The following is a 13,911-nucleotide window of genomic DNA, read 5'->3' on the forward strand; positions in this document are numbered from 1 at the left end:
GCATGCCGTCATCGGTGAGAGGAAGGCACGGCGAAAGCACGCCGAAGCGCTGGTAAGGACATCGATACCGGGAGTATGGTCACTGATATGGCGACCAAGAAGATAACGGTGACGATTCCCGAAGAACTCCTTGATGAGATCCGCACGGATGCGGCCGAGCGGGGATTGTCGGCGTACGTCGCCGAGGCGTTGCGCTTCAAGCGTGACCGGGATCGGCTTCTGGAGGTGGTGAACTGGCTGGAGGAGGAGTACGGGCCGGTCACCGAGGACGAACGCGCAACGGCACTGCACGAACTGGAAGACCTTGATGCCGAGCACGAGCGCCGCCGCGCCGGAGGGAAGCGGAACGCGGGAGAGGCCGCGTGAGGAAACGAAGCGGCGAGCGTGAGCAGCCGTTACGGATCTTCGTATTCGACCGCCAAGCCTTGTCCCTGGCCGTTCGGGGTGACAGAAAAATGATCGCCTGGCTCGATCTCGCGGCCCGGGGACAGGCGGAGGTGGTGACGTCTCCGATGACCGTGATCGAGGCGTACGACGGCAGGATCACCGAGCAACGCTGGGACTGGGTCCTTTCCCGGATCAACGTCGCCGACATCGGAAAGGACGAGGCTCGTCAGGCCCGCCGGCTTCTGGCGGACGCCGAACTGCACGGCCACAAGTACGCCATCGACGCGGTGCTGGCGGTCATCTCGCGACAGCAGAAGGGACAGGTGACCCTTTTCACCTCGGATATGGACGATCTGGAGAAGCTGGTCCCCGATTCGATCGTCCTGAAAAAGGTGTGACGTTCTCCGCTTCGCCATGTCGCAGGCCCATTCGAGCGCTTCCAGAAAGCCGGGCCTCAATATTCCGTCCGGTTGCCCAGGCCACGCCGTTCCTGGATGATCCGCACATAGCGGCAGACGCGTGCTGGTTCTCGCGGGCGTCGTCGCGGTGGGCGCGCTGGTCGCGGCCCTCCTGTTGCTGCGGGCAGCGGTGGACGACGGCGCCGGCGCGGAACACGTGGCCGCTGGCTCCACCACCGCAGCCCCGGCTTCCCCCGGCCCTGCCTCGGCTCCCCCTGCAGCCGGGAAGAGCGTCCTGCTGGATGTCGAGGGCGCCGTCATCGAAGAGTTCTCCGGCGACTGCGCCGACAAGGGAAGGCCCCGGGTGAACGCCTCGGCAGGTGTCGTGTGAAATTCATGGTTTCGTAGCGCTCTGACCCTTTGTTCTGACTCGCCCTGTAAGAGATGCTGACGGTGCCCTCTCCCCCCAGCAAGGAGGACCCCGTGCCCCCCACGCACCGCTTCCGGCCGTCCTGGGCGAAGCGACTCATGGTCATGATCGCCGCCGTCGTGTCCCTGACCGGGATGACCACCGCCGTCCCCGCCCACGCGTCGGTCTACGCCTCCTGCACGATGTCCCGCTGCGCCGACGCGCGCTCGGCCGACTCGATCTGGGCAGGAAAGGGATATCCCACCACCGCCGGCTGGTATTCCTGGCCCGGCGGCAGGTACAACTACACCGGCGGTCGCTTCTACAACCGGGAGGGCCAGCTGCCCAGCGGCGCCACGTACTACGAGTACGACGTGTACTCCCGGGCGTACGGCGCCGCGCGCGACGCGTACCGGATCGTCGTCAACCGCAGCACCGGCGTGACCTGGTTCTCGCCGAACCACTACACCGACTTCTACCGCCTCTAGGCTCCGTTTCGCGGATCCTCGCCGTGGCGAGGATCCGCGGGGTGGAACCCGGAGCCTCTCAGAACCCCTTGGGACCTCTCATGACCTCCACCGCACGTCCGCTGCCGCCGTGGCTGACGGTGACCACCGCCCCGGCCCCGGCGGTGGTCGACGGGCGGGCCTGCCGGACCCGCGCGGCCTTCTTCGAGGAGGCGGCGCGGGCCCTGCGCCTGCCGGACCACTTCGGCCGCAACTGGGACGCCCTCACCGACTGCCTGCGGGACGTGGGAGAGGTCCGGCTGATCGTGGAGCACGCGGAGGAACTGCTGGACGCCGAGCCGTCCGAGCAGCTCGCCGTCCTGCTCGCCGTACTGGCCGGCGCCGCCGAGGACGGGCTCACCACGGTGCTCCACACGGACCCCGCGAAGAAGCCCCTGCTCCGCGAGCGCATCGCCGCCGCCCTCCCCTGACCCGGCCGTGCGGTTGCCGTACGGCTCCCCACCGGGACACGGCCACCCACATGCCCCGCCGTCCGTCGAGCCGCTCCGGGCAGCGGCGGCCGGACGCCGTACCGGGTCAGCCGGTGAAGGACCCCGGGCCGAAACGGCCCCACGCCACGAACACGGCCATGGCGAGATAGACCAGGTCGGGCACGATCGTCGCCCTCTCCCCACGGCGGAGACGCATGGTCGCCGCGCCGGCGAACAGCAACGCCACGCAGACGGCGGTCACAGGCACCATGACCGGCGCGACGCCGAGTACGGCGGGCAGGATCAGACCCGCCGCGGCCAGGATCTCAAGGACTCCGATGCCGCGGAGAGCGCCGGGGCTGAAGTCCAGCACCCATTCCCCGGCGTGACCCACGGAGGCGATCTTCTCCCTGGGCACGAACATCTTCGAGGTGCTGACCAGCAGGACGGCGGCCAGCAGTCCGGCGATGATCCACAGCGCGAGGTTCATGAGGATCTCCATACGAGGTTGTCGACGGTTTCCGTTCTCCGGACAGAAGATGCCGACGACCCGAACCCTGTGACAGCGTGGTCATGTGACATACGCCATCGATCCCGGGTGTCACAGAACGGCGGGGACCGGCATCTCGTGTACGGCGTGATCCGAGGGCGAACAGGCAGGAGCCGGTCATGAGCGAGTACGGCGAGCGCGCGGCGGGCACAGCCGGACCGTCCGGCCGTGGCGACCGCGTGGATCCCGCCACGGAGGTGTTCCTCGCGCACCGCAACCTGCTGTTCACGGTCGCCTACGAGATGCTCGGCTCGGCCGCCGACGCCGAGGACGTCCTGCAGGAGACCTGGCTGCGATGGGTGGGCGTCGACCTGGACACCGTGCTGGATCAGCGTGCGTACCTGGTCAAGGTCACCACCCGGCAGGCGCTCATGCGGCTGCGCACGCTCGGCCGGCGGAAGGAGTCCTACGTCGGGCCCTGGCTGCCCGAGCCGCTGCTGACCGCACCCGACGTGGCCGAGGACGTCGAGCTGGCCGAGAGCGTCTCGATGGCGATGCTGCTGGTGCTGGAAACGCTTCAGCCGACCGAGCGGGCGGTGTTCGTGCTGCGCGAGGTGTTCGGCCTCGGCTACGACGAGATCGCCGACGCCGTCGGCAAGAGCCCGGCCGCCGTACGGCAGATCGCCCACCGGGCCCGGACGCACGTCACCGCCCGCCGGCCGCGGGGCGCCGTGTCCCCGGCCCAGACCCGCGACGCGCTGGCGGCGTTCCAGCGGGCCGTCGAGACCGGTGACCTGCAGAGCCTGCTCGACATCCTCGCGCCGGACGCCGTCCTCCTGGGCGACGGCGGCGGAGTCGTGCAGGCCGTGCCGCGGCCCGTCGTGGGGGCCGACAAGGTGGCCCGCCTGCTGGTCATCGGGCCGGGAAAGGTCGATGCCGCGATGTCCCTCGAACCGGTGCAGGTCAACGGCAACCCGGCGTTGCTCGTCCGGTTCGGCGGACAGATCGACACCGTCATGGCGATCCGCGTCGACGACGGCCTCGTCACCGGGCTCTACGCCGTACGCAACCCGGAGAAGCTGTCGCGCATCGCACGGAAGACTCCGCTGAGCCGCCGGCGGTTCCCCTCGCTCTCGGTCAGGTCGGAGAGCACGTCGTAGTCCGGAGCCGACAAGCCGGAGTCGCGCTGGAGGTCGCGGACGATCTGCGCGTCCAGCAGCAGGCGCATCCTGCGGTAGCCCGTCCACGCTCGTTGCTCCCGGTCGCTCAGCCAGCGCGGCGGCGCGTCCACACGTCCCAGCCTGGAGCGTTGGTTGACATGTAACCGATCAGCGGCCTAGTTTTTCGGTTACATGTAAACAAAAATGATCCGGTGTGGCGCCTTCGGTCCCGGCCGTACGGGACACCGGGCGCTTCCCCGGTGAAAGGCGGTCACATCATGGGTGGATCACTGTTCGGGGTGGGACTCTCCCCCGCGGCCGGCCCGGGAACAGACCCGGTCCGCGACGCCGTGGCGGCGGAGGAACTGGGCTTCGACTTCGTCTCCACGTCCGATCACCCGTGCGGCGACTCGCCGACCCATGAGACCTGGACGATGCTGACCTGGGTCGCCGCGGCCACCTCCCGGATCCACATCGCGACCCGCGTGCTGGGCGTGCCCTACCGTCCGCCCGCGATGGTCGCCAAGATGGCCGAGACGTTGCACCGGCTGTCCGGCGGCCGCCTGATCCTCGGGCTCGGCGGCGGCCACTCCGACGACGAGTTCCGCGCCTTCGGCCTGGACGTGCCCTCACCCCGCGAGAAGGTCGACGGGATGACCGACGCCATCCACATCCTGCGCGGCCTGTGGTCGCAGCAGCGGTTCACCTACCGGGGCGACCGCTACCACACCCAGGCCGCCGAGCTGGAGCCGAAGCCGGACACCCCCATCCCCATCTGGCTCGGCACCTACGGTCCCCGGGCGCTCGCGGCCACGGGACGGCTGGCCGACGGCTGGATCCCGTCGCTCGGCTTCGCCCCGCCCGAGCAGGCGGCGGCCATGCGCGAGCGTGTCCTGGCCGCCGCCGCCGAGGCCGGCCGGGATCCGGCGGAGATCGCCTGCGTCTACAACGTCCCGGTGTGGATCGACGGCCCCGAGGACGACGCGGCCGTCCTCGGCGGCCCCGCGCAGGCGGTGGTCGAACGGCTGACCGGCTTCGCGAAGCTGGGGTTCACCTCGTTCAACTTCATGCCGGCCGGTCCCGAACCGCACACGCAGACCGAACGCCTCGCCCACGAGGTCCTTCCGGCACTGCGCGCCGCCCTGTCCTGACGCCCCCTGCCGACCCGGGTCCAGGACCGGGTCGACCCGGGTCGAGATCCCGGGCGACGAGCCTGGACCCGGGTACGGCGGCCCTCGCCCCAGGACCGATGACCGGCGGCCCCGCCTGCGGTGAACTGGACCAATGATCGAGTTCAGCCACGTCAGCAAGGTCTACGGAGAGGTGAGGGCACTCGACGACGTGTCCTTCACCGTCGAGGCGGGGAGCGTCACCGGGTTCCTCAGCCCCAACGGCGCCGGGAAGTCGACGGCCCTGCGCGTCCTCCTCGGCCTCTCCCGCGCCACCTCCGGCTCGGCCACCGTGCTGGGCCGGCCGTACGCCGAGCTAGACAGCCCGGCCTACCAGGTCGGCACGCTGCTCGACGCCGGCGCCCAGCACCCCGGCCGCACCGGCCGGGAGATCCTGACCCTGGGCGCGATGACCCTCGGCCTGCCGAAATCGCGGGTCGACGAGGTCCTCGACATGGTCGGGCTGAGCGCCCGCGAAGGCGGCCGGACCGTCCGCGGCTACTCGCTCGGGATGCGGCAGCGGCTCGGCATCGGCCACGCCCTCCTCGGCCGTCCTCGGGCGCTCGTCCTGGACGAGCCCGCCAACGGCCTCGACCCCCAGGGACTCCACTGGATGCGCGGGCTGCTGCGCGGACTGGCCGAGTCGGGATGCGCGGTACTGCTGAGCTCACACCTGCTGCACGAGGTGGAGCGGATCGCCGACCGCATCGTGATGATCGGCCACGGCCGCGTCCTCGTCCAGGGCTCCGTCGAGGAGCTCGGCCGGGGCCGGAGCCTTGAGGAGACCTTCCTCGAACTGACCGCGGGCACCGGCCGGCACCCGGCATGACCACCCCCGACACCCTCGCGTCCAGGAGCATCATGAGCGACACCACGACCGTCGGCCCGGACACCGCCGGCATCGGCCGGACCCGGACACCGACCCCGTTCCGGCGGCTGCTGGCCGTCGAGACCCGCAAGCTCTTCGACACCCGCAGCGGAAAGATCATGACCGCGGTCATGGTCGTGCTGACCGTGGGCGCCATCGCCGGACGGGGCCTCTACGCCGGCCCGCGGCTGGAGGTCCTGATCGGCACCGCCGGGCTCAGCCTCGGCACCCTGCTGCCGGTGCTCGGCATCCTCACGGTGACCGGCGAGTGGAGCCACCGCACCGCCCTGACCACCTTCACCCTCGAACCCCGGCGCGGGCGGGTGCTGGCGGCCAAGTGCCTGCCGCCGCTGATCGCCGCCGTGGCGGCCTCCGCGTTCGCGATCCTGGTCGCGGTGCCGGTGACGGCCGCCGTCTCCGCCGTCCGGCACGTCCCGGCCGACTGGGACCTCACGCCCGTGGCGCTGCTGGGCTGGACCGCCGCGAACGTCCTCGTGGTCGCGATGGGCCTCGCCCTGGGCATGCTGCTGCTGAACGCCCCCGCCGCGATCGTGATCTGCCTGTCCGCTCCCGCGCTGTGGAGCGCGGTCGCCAGGATCGGCTCCGTCGGCGAGACCCTGGCCGGCTGGCTCGACCTGAACACCACGGCCGGCCCCCTGATGGAGGGGCACATGACCGGCGGCGACGTCGCCCGGCTGGCCGCCTCGGTGTCCTTCTGGATCGTCGTCCCGCTGGCGACCGGTACGGCGCGCGTGATCCGCAAGGAGATCGGCTGAGATGGGAGACGCCCGCACCCGCACGCCGCTCACCGCCACCCTGGCCGCGCTGACCGCGCTGGCCGTACCGCCCATGCTGGCCGCGACCGGCTGCGCGGCCACGAAGGTGGACACCTCCCACGTGACGTCCGACGCCGTGGTCGCCGTCGGCGAAGCACCGCTCGACACCGCCGCGTCCAGACGCCTGGTCGGGATCGGTGAGGCCACCCACGGCAACAGGGAGTTCGCCCAGGTCCGCCTGTCGATCATCCGTACCCTGGTGCGCGAGCACGGTTTCCGCGCCATCGCCCTGGAGGCCGACTTCGGCGGCACCGCCGCCGCCGACGACTACGTCAGGGAGAACCGGGGCAGCGCGGAGGAGGCCGCCACCGCGCTCGGCTTCGACATCTACCGGACCAGGGAGACCGCGGACCTCCTCACCTGGATCCACGACCACAACGCCACCGTCTCCGACGCGGACAAGGTGCGCCTGTACGGCTTCGACATGCAGCGCTACGACCTCAACAAGAAGCGGCTGCTGAGCTACCTCGCCCAGGTGGATCCGGCGCTGGGCCGGCAGGCGGAGACGTCACTGGCCGACCTCACCGACGCCGGCCGGGCCAGGCAGGACGAGAAGAAGACGGCCGCCGCCGCCACGGCCGCCGAGCGGATCGTCGCCCAGATGAGAACCGGCCGGGAGAGGTACGTGAAGGCCTCCTCTCCGGAGGCGTTCGTCCTCGCCGCGCACCACGCCGAGACCATCCTGCGCGGCGCGCGACTGCAGACCTCCGGCGACCGGTACGCCGCCAAACGTGACGCCTGGATGGCCGAGAACGTCACGTGGATCACCGACGTCGAGGCCGGCCAGGGGCGGAAGCAGCTCGTGCTGGCCGGTCACAACGGCCACATCGACAAGAGCGGTGCGGCGTTCTCCTACGAGTCGATGGGCCGGCGGCTGGCCGCCGCGTACGGCGGCGACTACTTCACGATCGGCACCGACTTCGGCGAGAGCACCTTCATCAGCAAGGACGAGGCCTCCGGGGAACGCAAACGATTCAGCGTGACCAACCCCTCCCCCCTGGCCAAGCTGTTCGGCAGCGAACCGCTGGGTTACGTGGACATCAGGCGGGCCTCGGCGCAGCCCGCCAACCGGAAGCTGCTCAACACGGAGATCCCGATGGGCAGCGTCGGCGACGCCTTCCAGGCGGACTACAGCGGCGTGCTCGCGGCCTACACCGTGAAAACGGTCCCCGCCAAGGCGTACGACGCCCTGGTCTACGCACCTCACGCCTCGCCGGTCACCCCGCTGTGACCTCGGAACCGGCCGGTTCGCGGAACAGCAGGTGGCCGGGTCCGACAACCGCTCCGGCGGGGTGTGGATGATCGCGCCGGGCGCCGGGCGAGACCGCTCCGGTGGTCCTGCAGGGACGCCCGCCCGCGGCGGGGCCTCCGTGGCGGATCTCAGTGGTTCGCCCGCTCGAAGTACCCGAGGGCCGCGCCGACCGCCCTGCAGGACTCGACGTCGTCGCCGCCCGGAACGATGCGGTACGGATGCCAGACCTCTACCCGACCGGCCCCGACCCGCGCGTACAGGCAGGTGCCGTCGACCCCTTCCCTGAGGGCGACACCGATCGTCCCGTCCCTGACGGTGATCTCCTGCGTGATCCTCCGATCCAGGTCCAGCCGCGACACGGCCTGCCGGACCTTCGCCGGATCCGCCTGGCGGGGCAGGGTGTCCCGCAGCCGTTCGACGATCCGGGCGGGAAACCTGGGCGGGCCGGGGAAACGCAGGGGCGTTCGCCGGGGGCAGTCGACGTCGTCGACGACGACGTCGGATCGGTAGACGCCGATCTCGAAGCACCTGACGGCATCCGGCAACGGGGTGGACGCCCCAGGACGGGCTCCGCCCGCCGCACCCGTGGCCGTGCCCACGACCCGCACCACCAGCCTCAGCGGATCGGCTCTGTTCCGCTTGTCACCGCCGATGGCCAGAAGGTCCACACCCTCTCGCCGGGAGACGAAGAACCCGAAGTCCTCCGTCTTCCAGGACATGACGTTCCCAAGCGCCTCGGCCAGGCTTTCCGCCTGTGCCCGGGCGTTCTCCTCAGCGGCGTCACCGGTGGTGCCGCACCCCGACATCAGAAGGACCAGAACGACCGAGCAGAGAAAAGGGCGCACATGTCATCCGTACCCCATGACGACACGGCGGGCCGGATGATCCCGCATCGACCGGTGAACGACCACCCTCTTCTGGTGACGCTGACCTTTCAAGCTCAGTGCCATAGGCTCTTGCGCATTCCAAATGGCGGGAGAGACGAATGGAACGTTGCGAGCGGTGCGATTTGTTCGTCGGCGAAGGCTGTGCGTGCGCCGTGTCCGGGGCTGATGCGCCACGCCGGACGCCAGGCGCCGCCGACCAGGTTCGCTGGGTGAAGTTCGCGCCGGACACCATCCTGATCTCCTCCAGGAGGATGGCCCACCTGCCGGGCGCTTGTGATCACATGAGCGAGTCCGATGTGGTCGCTCCAGCCTGGGGGTGGGTCCGCGCGCCGGAACCCGGCGCCTGGGATCGCATCAGCCCCGGCAGCCCTGTCCAGGCCACCGAGGGGAATCTTCGCCTGGCGGCCGTCGCCAGATGCACGACGTGCTCGAACAGCCTGAGGTGAACCGGCATCGACCGTCCGGCCGGACCGGAGCCGTGATCGCTCGCCACCGGCGACGGCACAGCGGCCTCGGCATGCCGATCCCGATAGTGGGCGGGAAACGGCCATCGCGGCATGAGAATCCGGAAACGCGATTCCACAGGGCTCGGAGCGGACCACAACCTCGATGAAATTCGGAGCGGCTCAAAAACCGCACCGGAAGACAGCCCGGCCTCAGGCCTTTCGAAACGACAGGACCTACGAGGGCACGGCTCCCGTCATCGACGCCCCCTGCGGGCTTGAACCGATGCCGATGAAAGAGACCTGCGGGCTTGAACCGATGCCGACGGAAGAGAACCGCACCCACGCGTACGCCGGCCGGTAGCCCGCCGGTTCCCGCTGCGCCGGACGAAATCCGGCCGATCCTGCGAGATGCGGAGAAAACCGAGTTCACATGCCAACCTGCACCGCGGGGCAACCGTCTCACATTTGCCTCATACCTCACACGCCGAAGGATCCACGGTGCGCCCCCTCCCTCTCGCCCTGTTCGCCGCCGCTCTGACCCTGCCGTTCGTGTCCATCGCACCGGCGCAGGCCGCCACGCTCCCCGCGGTCCAGTTCGTGAAGATCTACTACAACTCCCCGGGGTCACCGGACAACGGAGCGAACAGCAGCCTGAACGGCGAGTGGGCTCAGCTCAGGAACACCACCCGGAAGGCGATCAACCTCAAGGGGTGGACCCTTCGCGACAAGACGGCCGCGCCGGACCACGTCTACACGTTCGACGCGTTCACCCTCGGCGCCGGGAAGACGGTCACGGTAAGGACCGGCAAGGGCAGGAACACCTCCACCACCCGCTACTGGGGCCGGTCCGGGGGGACGTTCGCCTACATCTGGAACCAGGCCTCGGACACGGGCTATGTACGCAACCCGTCCGGAAAGCTCATCGACTCCTGCTCGTACAACAACTCCCGGGCCGCGTCGGTCAACTGCCTGTAGCCGTAAGGAACGGGCCCGCCGGCCGGCACATCCCCTCCCGGAAGCAGCCGGGAGTCGGAATCACTCGACGGGCAGGCCCCACGTCTCCCGACGGGCAACAACATCCACAAGAGCGACGGAAGGAAGGGTGCCCTCCAGTGCGGCATCGCGAATCCGATCCGCCTCGGGATCGGTGTCGAGCATCGCCTCGCACCACCAACGGCGCAGGATCACCTCAGCCTGGTCCAAGGGCGCCTGACCGAGCTCACGGTAGAACTCCATCCGCCGGCCGCCTTGGAGGGCGGCGGCGATCCCATCGACGGTACGAGGCACCCGAGGCTCACCGGGAACGTGTGGGCGTACAGGCTGATCACTCATACCGTGAGGACAGCTGCCGGAAGGCGTCGTATCGGGGAGACAGCCCGAATTCCAGAAGCGACGGGGCCTCTGTCATCCCCCGCCTCATCGGGCACGGCCGGCAGGCTCGTCACAAGGACATCCAGCAGTAGAGCAGCTGATCGTCATCTCTCGCACGACGCGCCAGGCCGACGAGATCCTTGGTGAGCGACAGCATGTACCCGTCGTCATCATCGGTGAAGCGGGAGAACTCCTCGATGCCCGCCCACTGCTCCGCCAGCATCGGCAGGCGGGCGTCGTCCACACCGGCGAGCATGTCACGAGCCTTCGCCGGCAGTTCCGTGATGCAGGTCCCTTCGAGGTACGGAGAATCTTCGGGCAGGGCATCCCACTCCTCGTCGCTTCGCGGCGCGGCCTCCGGAGGTGGGTACAGCACCACTGTCTCGACCAGCCCCAGGGAATAGTCGACCTGGCCGGCGAACGCGACGAGCTGACCCAGGATCACATCGGGGTCGATCCATTTGGTCACCACCACATCGAACTCCGGAACTCCACGCGAGGCATCGGCGATCTCGCGGGAATGCTCGGGCTGGACGGTCGCCGCAGCACGGTCCGCGGCGCGGTAGTACTCATAGAAGACACCCATGTAAGCGCTCCTGTCCGGGGTCCATGGCGACATGGCCGCCTTGTGGCAGGTGGACACGCTAGGGCACGCGACTGACATTACGAGTGGGCACGGCTCCCCCGAGGCGAAGCGCCTTCCCTGGCCGATGGTGGACATCGAATGGGTCCTCGGCCCCCTGCCCTCGCCGGGCGGCTTCGGGCCGCAGTCACCGGCGTCTTCGCTCAGGCGGTCGAGGGCTCAGCCTGAGTCCTCGTTCTCTCCCGAGTGCTCTCCCTCGGAGGGCCCTTGTTCGTGTTCGAGGCCGTGCTCTCCCGGCCAGGCGGCGAGGATCTCGATGCCGATCACCTTGCCGTCCTTGTCGAGGTCGAAGTTCACCATCGCGTCGTCCGCCGTGACCGTCCTCACCGCGCCTCCCGGAGGGATCGGGCCGTGCAGGTAGACGTAGGTGCCTTCGGCTTCCGGATCGTAGGTCCACATACCGGGATGCCTCTTCAAGGACGCCGTTCCTCCTGCTGTTAGCAAAGGTGTTGGCAAGATCGCGAAATCGCCTCGACAAAAGAAAAACCCCTGACGGCATATCGCCTGCTCAGGGGCCTTCTTCGCTGCGAGCCGACGAGGGGAATCGAACCCCTGACCTTCTGTTCACAAGGGAAGGGCAGACGTCTCGTCAACGGCATCCCCGCCTGCTCAGGCGGTAGATGCGGGCCGGTGGTGGGTGATCGTGTAAGGCGGCGTCGCTGTATCTCGCTGCTGTGCGAACATCTGTGTCCTGTCCCGTGCACGCTTGACGCTTCGGCCCCGCCTGAGGCTTTACATGATCACGACATGGCTATCGACTCAAACTCTGCGCGGACCAGCCATCATGTCGCCGGCAACGCTTCTGCTCATGCAGATGAGCGCGTGTTGCGCGGTTCGACCCATCTCCACGCGGGCGGCCCGACCGCTTGCTCGGCGCCGTGGACCCAGGCGCATTATCCGTGTGCATCCGGCGGCACCCCTGCCCCCGGTGGTCGGGGCGCGCGCCGGCACGGCGATGCCGGGCCCGGGTGTCCGTGCGCCCGACGTTGCGAGCCATCGGCGATCCGTGGAGCAGCGCGGCCCCAGAAGGTGTGGTTCCGATGCCCTGCCCATTGACGCAGCCGCATCGACGAAAATGGAAGGCGCTGGCCGATCTTCGCTGCCCATAATGGTTGGTATGAAGCTTGCTGAGGCACTTGCGCTTCGCGCGGATGCGGCGCGCCGTGCCGAACAACTGCGCGCCCGCATCGCCGCCAGCGCCCGCTACCAGGAGGGCGAGGCGCCCGCCGAGGATGCCGCCGCCCTGCTGACCGAAGCCGGCGAGGTCCTCAGTGAACTGGAGTCGCTGATTCGACGGATCAACCGCACCAACGCCGCCACCCGGCTTGAGACAGGCGGCACGCTGACCGACGCGCTGGCCCGCCGCGACGTGCTGCGGCTGCGGCACGCCACAGTCACCTCCGCCGCGGATGCCGCCGCTGGTGACGGGCAACGTGGGTTCCGGCAGCTGCGCTCGGAGCTGAAGATGATCCCAGCACTGCCGGTGGCCGCGCTGCGCACCCAGTCCGACGACCTCGCCCAGCAGATACGCGAGGTCGACACGCTCATCCAGCGCACCAACTGGGAGGTCGACCTGCTGGACTGACAATTCAGGTGCGGAGCAGGTAGCCGACGTGGAGGCGTGCACGAACCCGCGAGCCGGCGGGCAATCCGGCTCACTCCTGGCGCGCCGAGGGCAGGCGCAGGGGTTCGACTCCCCGGAACACACCGCATGCCCAGCACACCGCACAGGTGACGGCGCACAGGGCACGGCACACCACCGGGTGCAGATCCACGACGGCGAGGGCGGGCAAGGGGACTCCGCGCCCCGATCGCACAGCCGTTGTTCAGTCATGACATCAGAGATCCGACGACCATAGCCTGAACCGCGCCGGTTGAGGGGGCTGGTCCTGCTGGCGCTCGTCTTCGGGCTGCGTCGCGGTGAGGCGCTCGGGCTGATGTGGGACGGCTTCGATCCGGAAGCCGGAACCCTGCGGGTGACCCACGCCGTCAAGCGCATCAAGAACCGCGTTCCGGGGGCCGAGCGGAAGACCAAGCTCGTGCTCTCGGAGCTGAAGACCAGGAGGTCACGCCGTACGCTCTGCCTGACTCCGGAGCTGGTCGACGCGCTCAAGTGGCACCGGGCCGCGCACAACGCCGAGCGCCTCCAGGCCGGGCAGGAGTGAACCGAGCACAGGTTGATCTTCCCGACCGTCTTCGGCAATCCCTCGGACCCGGACACCTTCTCGCACCTGTTCTCCAACCTCGCGCGGAAGGCCGGCCTCGGGCACTGGCACCCGCACGAGCTGCGGCACTCGGGGGCCTCGCTCATGCTCGCCCAGGGCACCCCGCTGCACGTCGTCTCCGAGGCCCTCGGGCACGCGAGCATCGCGATCACCAAGGACGTCTACGGCCATCTCGTGGAAGGCGAGAAACGCGCGGCGACGGCGGCAATCTCCGGGGCACTGCTGGGCGGACAAAGGCCGGTGGCTCCCGGAGTGGCTCCCAAAGACGCCGAGAACACCGGCTGAGCACCGAATACACAGAAGGCCCCTGACGGCATATCTCCTGTTCAGGGGCCTTCTTCGCTGCGAGCCGACGAGGGGAATCGAACCCCTGACCTTCTGTTTACAAGGGAAGGGCAGAGTCCAGGCCGGGGCACTCACATGCTGGTCAGGT

Annotated in this window: 19 protein-coding genes; 14 read left to right on the forward strand and 5 right to left on the reverse strand. The window is 69.3% G+C overall.

Annotated features, from left to right (window positions below):
• Positions 1-87 precede the first annotated feature (87 nt).
• The 5 genes from AB0D67_RS19330 (at position 88) to AB0D67_RS19350 (ending at position 2,131) form a co-directional block, all read left to right on the forward strand.
• The gene (locus AB0D67_RS19330) at positions 88-366 is read left to right on the forward strand and encodes a CopG family transcriptional regulator (RefSeq protein WP_362936977.1); all 279 of its coding nucleotides are present in this window, start codon (positions 88-90) and stop codon (positions 364-366) included.
• Positions 363-785, forward strand: a complete 423-nt coding sequence (locus AB0D67_RS19335) for a hypothetical protein (protein ID WP_362936980.1) — start codon at positions 363-365, stop codon at positions 783-785. The genes AB0D67_RS19330 and AB0D67_RS19335 overlap by 4 nt, the downstream gene beginning before the upstream one ends.
• Before the next feature lie 121 nt (positions 786-906).
• On the forward strand, positions 907-1,176 hold the full coding sequence (locus AB0D67_RS19340) for a hypothetical protein (RefSeq protein WP_362936983.1): 270 nt from the start codon (positions 907-909) through the stop codon (positions 1,174-1,176).
• Positions 1,177-1,268: 92 nt separating this feature from the next.
• Positions 1,269-1,682, forward strand: coding sequence for a ribonuclease domain-containing protein (locus AB0D67_RS19345; RefSeq protein ID WP_362936987.1), 414 nt, complete (start codon positions 1,269-1,271; stop codon positions 1,680-1,682).
• Between the two features lie 80 nt (positions 1,683-1,762).
• Complete coding sequence (locus AB0D67_RS19350) at positions 1,763-2,131, forward strand: barstar family protein (RefSeq protein WP_362936990.1); 369 nt, start codon at positions 1,763-1,765, stop codon at positions 2,129-2,131.
• Positions 2,132-2,237: 106 nt separating this feature from the next.
• Here the strand turns inward: AB0D67_RS19350 and AB0D67_RS19355 are convergent, their stop codons facing one another.
• Positions 2,238-2,621, reverse strand: coding sequence for a DoxX family protein (locus AB0D67_RS19355; RefSeq protein WP_362936993.1), 384 nt, complete (start codon positions 2,619-2,621; stop codon positions 2,238-2,240).
• Positions 2,622-2,800: 179 nt separating this feature from the next.
• Here AB0D67_RS19355 and AB0D67_RS19360 point away from each other — a divergent pair, with 179 nt between their 5' ends.
• From AB0D67_RS19360 to AB0D67_RS19380, 5 genes are all read left to right on the forward strand, one after another.
• Positions 2,801-3,781, forward strand: coding sequence for an RNA polymerase sigma-70 factor (locus AB0D67_RS19360; RefSeq protein ID WP_362936996.1), 981 nt, complete (start codon positions 2,801-2,803; stop codon positions 3,779-3,781).
• A gap of 278 nt (positions 3,782-4,059) precedes the next feature.
• Positions 4,060-4,932, forward strand: a complete 873-nt coding sequence (locus AB0D67_RS19365; protein WP_362936999.1) for an LLM class flavin-dependent oxidoreductase — start codon at positions 4,060-4,062, stop codon at positions 4,930-4,932.
• Between the two features lie 133 nt (positions 4,933-5,065).
• On the forward strand, positions 5,066-5,779 hold the full coding sequence (locus AB0D67_RS19370; protein ID WP_362937002.1) for an ATP-binding cassette domain-containing protein: 714 nt from the start codon (positions 5,066-5,068) through the stop codon (positions 5,777-5,779).
• A gap of 32 nt (positions 5,780-5,811) precedes the next feature.
• A complete protein-coding gene (locus AB0D67_RS19375; protein ID WP_362937005.1) occupies positions 5,812-6,594 on the forward strand; it encodes an ABC transporter permease in 783 nt (260 codons plus the stop codon).
• A gap of 1 nt (position 6,595) precedes the next feature.
• Positions 6,596-7,885 carry an erythromycin esterase family protein gene (locus AB0D67_RS19380; protein ID WP_362937008.1) on the forward strand — a complete coding sequence of 430 codons (1,290 nt, stop codon included), beginning with the start codon at positions 6,596-6,598 and terminating at the stop codon, positions 7,883-7,885.
• A 149-nt stretch (positions 7,886-8,034) separates the two neighbouring features.
• On the opposite strand, the gene AB0D67_RS19385 is transcribed toward AB0D67_RS19380, so the two are convergent.
• On the reverse strand, positions 8,035-8,625 hold the full coding sequence (locus tag AB0D67_RS19385; RefSeq protein WP_362937011.1) for a hypothetical protein: 591 nt from the start codon (positions 8,623-8,625) through the stop codon (positions 8,035-8,037).
• A 1,112-nt stretch (positions 8,626-9,737) separates the two neighbouring features.
• Here AB0D67_RS19385 and AB0D67_RS19390 point away from each other — a divergent pair.
• On the forward strand, positions 9,738-10,214 hold the full coding sequence (locus AB0D67_RS19390; protein WP_362937014.1) for a lamin tail domain-containing protein: 477 nt from the start codon (positions 9,738-9,740) through the stop codon (positions 10,212-10,214).
• A gap of 60 nt (positions 10,215-10,274) precedes the next feature.
• Here AB0D67_RS19390 and AB0D67_RS19395 read toward each other — a convergent pair whose 3' ends face one another.
• From AB0D67_RS19395 to AB0D67_RS19405, 3 genes are all read right to left on the reverse strand, one after another.
• The gene (locus tag AB0D67_RS19395) at positions 10,275-10,475 is read right to left on the reverse strand and encodes a hypothetical protein (protein ID WP_362937017.1); all 201 of its coding nucleotides are present in this window, start codon (positions 10,473-10,475) and stop codon (positions 10,275-10,277) included.
• 205 nt (positions 10,476-10,680) lie between these two features.
• Positions 10,681-11,196, reverse strand: a complete 516-nt coding sequence (locus tag AB0D67_RS19400) for a hypothetical protein (RefSeq protein WP_362937020.1) — start codon at positions 11,194-11,196, stop codon at positions 10,681-10,683.
• Positions 11,197-11,412: 216 nt separating this feature from the next.
• Positions 11,413-11,652 (reverse strand): DUF2283 domain-containing protein, encoded by a 240-nt coding sequence (locus AB0D67_RS19405; protein WP_362937023.1) that lies wholly within the window; start codon positions 11,650-11,652, stop codon positions 11,413-11,415.
• 718 nt (positions 11,653-12,370) lie between these two features.
• Here AB0D67_RS19405 and AB0D67_RS19410 point away from each other — a divergent pair.
• The 3 genes from AB0D67_RS19410 to AB0D67_RS19420 all read left to right on the forward strand — a co-directional run bounded on the left by AB0D67_RS19410 (position 12,371) and on the right by AB0D67_RS19420 (position 13,763).
• A complete protein-coding gene (locus AB0D67_RS19410) occupies positions 12,371-12,838 on the forward strand; it encodes a DIP1984 family protein (protein WP_362937026.1) in 468 nt (155 codons plus the stop codon).
• A gap of 289 nt (positions 12,839-13,127) precedes the next feature.
• Complete coding sequence (locus tag AB0D67_RS19415) at positions 13,128-13,418, forward strand: hypothetical protein (protein WP_362937029.1); 291 nt, start codon at positions 13,128-13,130, stop codon at positions 13,416-13,418.
• Between the two features lie 12 nt (positions 13,419-13,430).
• The gene (locus tag AB0D67_RS19420) at positions 13,431-13,763 is read left to right on the forward strand and encodes a tyrosine-type recombinase/integrase (protein WP_362937032.1); all 333 of its coding nucleotides are present in this window, start codon (positions 13,431-13,433) and stop codon (positions 13,761-13,763) included.
• Positions 13,764-13,911: the final 148 nt, after the last annotated feature.

Source organism: Streptosporangium sp. NPDC048047 (genome assembly GCF_040653115.1).
Lineage (GTDB): Bacteria > Actinomycetota > Actinomycetes > Streptosporangiales > Streptosporangiaceae > Streptosporangium.

What these genes read in the sequence shown, in the direction of transcription:
- AB0D67_RS19370 (WP_362937002.1), top strand. Translation starts at nt 5,066, where the DNA reads ATGATCGAGTTCAGCCACGTCAGCAAGGTCTACGGAGAGGTGAGGGCA.
- AB0D67_RS19400 (WP_362937020.1), bottom strand. Translation starts at nt 11,196, where the DNA reads ATGGGTGTCTTCTATGAGTACTACCGCGCCGCGGACCGTGCTGCGGCG.
- AB0D67_RS19385 (WP_362937011.1), bottom strand. Translation starts at nt 8,625, where the DNA reads ATGTCCTGGAAGACGGAGGACTTCGGGTTCTTCGTCTCCCGGCGAGAG.
- AB0D67_RS19350 (WP_362936990.1), top strand. Translation starts at nt 1,763, where the DNA reads ATGACCTCCACCGCACGTCCGCTGCCGCCGTGGCTGACGGTGACCACC.
- AB0D67_RS19410 (WP_362937026.1), top strand. Translation starts at nt 12,371, where the DNA reads ATGAAGCTTGCTGAGGCACTTGCGCTTCGCGCGGATGCGGCGCGCCGT.
- AB0D67_RS19405 (WP_362937023.1), bottom strand. Translation starts at nt 11,652, where the DNA reads ATGTGGACCTACGATCCGGAAGCCGAAGGCACCTACGTCTACCTGCAC.
- AB0D67_RS19355 (WP_362936993.1), bottom strand. Translation starts at nt 2,621, where the DNA reads ATGAACCTCGCGCTGTGGATCATCGCCGGACTGCTGGCCGCCGTCCTG.
- AB0D67_RS19330 (WP_362936977.1), top strand. Translation starts at nt 88, where the DNA reads ATGGCGACCAAGAAGATAACGGTGACGATTCCCGAAGAACTCCTTGAT.
- AB0D67_RS19380 (WP_362937008.1), top strand. Translation starts at nt 6,596, where the DNA reads ATGGGAGACGCCCGCACCCGCACGCCGCTCACCGCCACCCTGGCCGCG.
- AB0D67_RS19375 (WP_362937005.1), top strand. Translation starts at nt 5,812, where the DNA reads ATGAGCGACACCACGACCGTCGGCCCGGACACCGCCGGCATCGGCCGG.
- AB0D67_RS19360 (WP_362936996.1), top strand. Translation starts at nt 2,801, where the DNA reads ATGAGCGAGTACGGCGAGCGCGCGGCGGGCACAGCCGGACCGTCCGGC.
- AB0D67_RS19395 (WP_362937017.1), bottom strand. Translation starts at nt 10,475, where the DNA reads ATGGAGTTCTACCGTGAGCTCGGTCAGGCGCCCTTGGACCAGGCTGAG.
- AB0D67_RS19365 (WP_362936999.1), top strand. Translation starts at nt 4,060, where the DNA reads ATGGGTGGATCACTGTTCGGGGTGGGACTCTCCCCCGCGGCCGGCCCG.